This is a genomic window from Nocardiopsis halotolerans DSM 44410, from assembly GCF_000341065.1.
GTDB classification, from domain to species: Bacteria; Actinomycetota; Actinomycetes; order Streptosporangiales; family Streptosporangiaceae; genus Nocardiopsis; species Nocardiopsis halotolerans.
The window spans coordinates 1-4679 of sequence record NZ_ANAX01000095.1 but is presented as its reverse complement, the minus strand read 5'-3'; the positions used below and the strand labels follow the sequence as shown (position 1 = coordinate 4679).

Annotated in this window: 5 protein-coding genes; 2 read left to right on the top strand and 3 right to left on the bottom strand. The window is 70.4% G+C overall.

What is annotated here, in order from left to right; genetic code table 11:
* Both D455_RS0107480 and D455_RS0107475 read left to right on the top strand, forming a co-directional pair.
* A partial coding sequence (locus D455_RS0107480) for a molybdopterin-dependent oxidoreductase (protein ID WP_017570125.1) occupies positions 1-1338 on the top strand: 1338 nt, incomplete at its 5' end.
* Between the two features lie 123 nt (positions 1339-1461).
* Entirely contained in the window at positions 1462-1779 is a 318-nt protein-coding gene (locus D455_RS0107475; protein WP_017570124.1) for a hypothetical protein, read from the top strand.
* A gap of 127 nt (positions 1780-1906) precedes the next feature.
* Here the strand turns inward: D455_RS0107475 and D455_RS0107470 are convergent, their stop codons facing one another.
* The 3 genes from D455_RS0107470 to D455_RS0107460 form a co-directional block, all read right to left on the bottom strand.
* Positions 1907-2578, bottom strand: coding sequence for a hypothetical protein (locus D455_RS0107470; RefSeq protein WP_026122413.1), 672 nt, complete (start codon positions 2576-2578; stop codon positions 1907-1909).
* Between the two features lie 226 nt (positions 2579-2804).
* Complete coding sequence (locus D455_RS0107465) at positions 2805-3275, bottom strand: DUF6114 domain-containing protein (protein WP_275040884.1); 471 nt, start codon at positions 3273-3275, stop codon at positions 2805-2807.
* Between the two features lie 14 nt (positions 3276-3289).
* Positions 3290-3934 (bottom strand): DUF6230 family protein, encoded by a 645-nt coding sequence (locus D455_RS0107460; protein WP_017570121.1) that lies wholly within the window; start codon positions 3932-3934, stop codon positions 3290-3292.
* Between the last annotated feature and the right edge of the window lie 745 nt (positions 3935-4679).

The window sequence follows — 4679 nt, the reverse complement described above, 5'->3', positions numbered from 1 at the left end:
CTGGCCGCCGTACTCACCCGCCCCGCGAGTGGGCCGCTCGACGCCCTGCCCACCCTGGCGGGCGCCACCGTCTGCGCGGGGGTCCTCCTCTGGTTGCTCGGCGTCGCGGCCGACCGCCCGCAGATGGTCGACCGGCGGGCTGCGGCCGGACGCCCGCGGGAGTCCGAACCTCCCCGGACAGCCGACCGCCGGCGGAGGGTGGAGAAGCCGGACCAGGAGGGGCGGGAGGAGCGTGGCCGGAACACCGGGTTCGACCGGCGCCGTTTCGCCCTGCTCGCCGGTGCCACGGCCGCCGCGTCCGCGGGCGCTGGTGTCGGCGCCCGGCTCCTGAACGCGTCCGCGCCCACCGCACGCCTCACCCCAGCGAACGTCGTGCTGCCGCGGCCCGGGGACCCGGCCGCCCCGCTCCCCGACGGCGCGGACCTGGAACTGGAGGGGCTCGCACCCTTCTTCACGCCCAACTCCGACTTCTACCGGATCGACACCGCCCTCGCGGTGCCGCGCATCGACGCCTCCACCTGGTCCCTGCGCGTCCACGGCCTGGGAATCGGACAGGAACGGACCTTCACCTACGCCGACCTGCTCGAACACCCCGACCTCAGGGAACGCGACATCACCCTCGCCTGCGTGTCCAACCCCGTGGGCGGTTCCTACGTCGGCAACGCGCGCTGGATCGGCGTGCCGCTGGCCTCCCTCCTCACCGACCTCGGCGTCCGCTCCCCCGCCGACGGCGGACCGGCCGACCAACTGGTGTCGCGTTCACACGACGGGATGACCATCGGCACGCCCGTCGCCGACGTCATGGACGGCAGGGAGGCCATCCTCGCCGTCGGCATGAACGGACGTCCGCTCCCCTACGAGCACGGTTTCCCCGTCCGCATGGTCGTCCCCGGCCTGTACGGATACGTGTCCGCCTGCAAGTGGATCACCGAGGTCGAACTGACCACGTTCGACGCCTTCGACGCCTACTGGGTGCCCCGGGGCTGGTCCGAGCGCGGCCCGATCAGGACCCAGTCCCGCGTCGACACACCCCGTGACGGCGCGGACCTGGGCGCGGGCCGGGTCGTGGTCGCCGGGGTGGCGTGGGCCCAGCACACCGGGGTCGACCGGGTGGAGGTGCGTGTCGGCGACGGGCCGTGGACCGAGGCGCGGCTCGCGGAGGAGGACACCGTCGACACCTGGCGGCAGTGGGTCCTCGAATGGGACGCCGAGCCCGGGGAGCACACGATCTCCGTCCGCGCCACCGACAGCGACGGCACCACCCAGACCGCTGACGAGGCACCACCCCTTCCGAGCGGGGCGACCGGTCACCACACCGTCACCGTGACCGTGACCTGACCTCCGGGCACCACCACGGAACTCCGTCCCCCAGCACCACCACGGACCCCCGGACCGTCACCGGTCCGGTCAGCCCACCGCGACAGCGGCGACGGGAAAGAAACGAGAAGGAAGAAGGACGTCATGCGCACGATCACCACGGGACGGCTCAACCGGCTTCTCGCCGCCGGGGCCCTCGGCCTCGTCGCGGCGTTCGGCCTCACGGCGTGCAACGACGACGCCGCCGAGGGAGGCGACACGATGGAGAGCGAGGAGATGTCCGGGGAGCCGATGGACGACGGTACGTCGGATGACGACGTGTCCGGCGAGGAGATGTCCGGCGACGAGATGTCGGAGGAGTCCATGGAGGAGTCCATGGACGAAGGGTCGGCGGACGACGACATGTCCGAGGACACGGACGAGGGGGAGTCGGGCGAGAGCATGCCGGACGACGAGATGTAGAACGGCGACGGGGACGCTCCAGCCTCGCGTACGGGACGGAGTGTCCGCGGATCCGTGGAGGGGCCGCCGCGCGACGCGCGGCGGCCCCGGTGTCACCAGCTCCCACGGTCGGTGGAGCCAGGTGGAACTAGCCGGTCACGGTGATCGGCGACGACGGGTCGTCGACGTTGGTCACCTCGTAGACCGCGTTGAAGGGCGCTTCCGTCGCGCTCGTCGGGCAGCCGAACCCGCCCGTCACCTCGACCGGGGCCGCGGTGTCGAAGGCCAGGGTCGACGCGGGGTCACCGTTGGTCCAGGTGCCGTCGATGCCCACGGACGCGTTCGGGCTGACCGTCGCGGTGCACGAGGACAGACCGCTCGTGGTCACCACGATGCCTCCCGCGGGGATCACCAGGGTGGCGGTGGTCGGTGAGCCGTGCTGCATGGACATCTGCCACACGGGGTCGGCCACGCTGACCGTCGCGTACACGAGGGGCACGTTCGTCGAGCAGTCCGTGAAGTTCGGGGCGTTGATCGGACCGGAGACCGCCCCGCTGGGGTTGTGGTTGTCGGGAGCCTCGGGAACGAGGTTGTTGCCGTTGCCCGGGGAGGTGGACGAGGTGTCGCAGGTCACCACGACGCTGCCTGCGGTGAAGGTGGCACTGCCGCTCAGGGAGGCCTCGAAGGCCGCCCCGGCGGGCGTCACCGTGGTCGATCCCTGCTGGGCGGCGGCGCTGCCGCCCCAGGACAGGGCCAGGACACCGGCCGCGGCCGCCGTCAGGAGGGCACGGGCGGGGGACATCGGTCGCGGAACCGACATGAGTACTCCTTGTGTGTGACGGCCGGACGACACACGGATGCGCCGACCGGCGGGATCAGGGGGTACGCGCCGACTCGGTAGACGTGGTTTTCCTGGTGCCGACCGGGAACGCGGGGGCTTCCCCCACGCGCTCCCGGTGGTTCTGTGGGCACGGTCGGACCGGGCCTTCGAGGCCCGAGGGGGCTCCGAAGGAGGTCCCGGGGCACTCCGTGGGAGTCCCGACGGGTCATCCCCCGAAGCGGGAACCGGGGGGAGGAAGAGGAGCGGAGTCCTCCCCCACCTCCTCGGACACCCCTTCCCGTGCCTGGTCGTGTGAGCGCTGCTTCCGGTGCCGCCGCCCCCTCCGTCGGGGCGGTCGGGCCACGGGCCGCCAGGCGAAGGCCATTCCGCCGCCGACCAGGGCCAGCAGGGTGCCGATCACCAGGCCGCCCAGGTTGGAGAGGACGAGCGCGCCCAGGCCGAGGAACCCGGCCAGCGAACCGGTGATGACGTGCTGGTTCGGGGTGAACCAGGTGACCAGGCCGAGGACGACGAGCATGCCGCCGAACATCAGCGAGGAGACTCCGCCGACACCGGTCTGGATCATCAACTCCACCGGCATCGCGACGAGCGACGCCATGATGACACCGGAGAGGATCATCAGGAGCCCTCCCGCGAAGGGGCGGCGCTTGCGCCATCCGCGCCAACGTGCCCCCAGGCTCCGCGACGACCTCAGAAGCACTCGTTCTCCCCGAGGCTGATGCCCAGGTTCAGCCCGGTGAGGCGGAAGGTCCCCGCACTGGCGGCCCTGGCGGTCTGCTCCAGGCCCTCGACCTCGATCGTGTCGGACTGCATGCCGAACAGGTCGTTGAAGCCCTGGGCCCCCTCCGGGCCCTGATCGAGGGTGCCGGCGTCGCGGCCGATCTCGATGTTCGAGAACTCGGCGTCGCCCGCCATCTGGGACATGTCGATCATCAGGTTCTCCGCGATGACCGGGGTGCCCTGGTCACCGGCGGTCAACCGCAGCGAGATCTTGCCGACGATGGGGAACTCGGTGAGCACCGACTGGCACAGGCCGTGGATCTCGGCGTCCCTGATCCCGGCGACGGCCACGGGAACGGCTTCGCCCTCGCGCACCGTCTGGTCCAGCCAGCCGTACTGGACGAAGCCCTCGCCGTGCAGCTCGTCGGCGGAGATCTTGAAGTCCTGGCCCGAGACCGTGAACGAGGCGGCGAGCGCGCCCTCGGCCATGGCGATCAGGATGCCGCCGACCGCGACGCTCGCTGGCAGGGAGAAGAGCGCGAAGCGCTTCCAGCTGGTGTGGCTCCCGGGAGCGGTGTGGCTGTCGGAAGCCACGTCGGGGGATGTGGTGTCCATGCATGTCCTTCCATGGGTGCATGGCCGCGCTGCGCCTGCCGTCCCCCCGAACCGGCACGCGGCCTGGTCGTGGTCGTCCCCGGTGGTCGGGGCGTCACCTGACCAGAATCCGTTCCTGTGACGCTGCACATCATGTATCGCATCCAGAGGGATTTCAAGGGTCGTTCTGCAACTTTCTCCACCTTTCTCTCGTTTCTCATCAAAGGAGGGAGAAGGGTGGTAGTCATGGCCCTGACGTGCGAAAACATAGGAATAACTTCCCGTGGTTCCCATAGGTGGGATATTCACCCCCGCTCTCGCGTTCCAGCCTGGTCACGGGTTGAACAAGAAGGTGATCCGCGGAGGGTCCGTTCTTTGTCATTCCGGTGAGCGTTCGCACGCGCCGACTTTCGCAGTGAGGTGAGTCGTCCTCTCTGCCTGGTGGTCCTGGGGCGCCGGTGAAGCCTGGTAGCCCAGGTGGCCCTGGCTGGTCTTGGTGAGGAAGCGAGCCGGGGAGCCGGGGAGCCGGGGAGTGAGGCGAGCTCGGAGTGAAGGAGGGACACGGGGCGAGAGGGACACGGACACCCGGCCGGGTATGTGAGTGCCGACACACGCGTTTCGGTTTGCTCGGCCATCCGGGCGGGGGTAGTGTTCTTCGGGTCGCCACGGGACGGCGAGCGGCTCCTCGGGGGTCGGCTCAGAACCGGACCGGATCCGGCGGCGAACTCTCTCCAAGTCGAGCTGGTTCGAGCAGTGCCTCGGTGCC

Coding starts and splice junctions, on each gene's coding strand:
- D455_RS0107475 (WP_017570124.1), top strand. CDS start 1,462: ATGCGCACGATCACCACGGGACGGCTCAACCGGCTTCTCGCCGCCGGG.
- D455_RS0107470 (WP_026122413.1), bottom strand. CDS start 2,578: ATGTCGGTTCCGCGACCGATGTCCCCCGCCCGTGCCCTCCTGACGGCG.
- D455_RS0107460 (WP_017570121.1), bottom strand. CDS start 3,934: ATGGACACCACATCCCCCGACGTGGCTTCCGACAGCCACACCGCTCCC.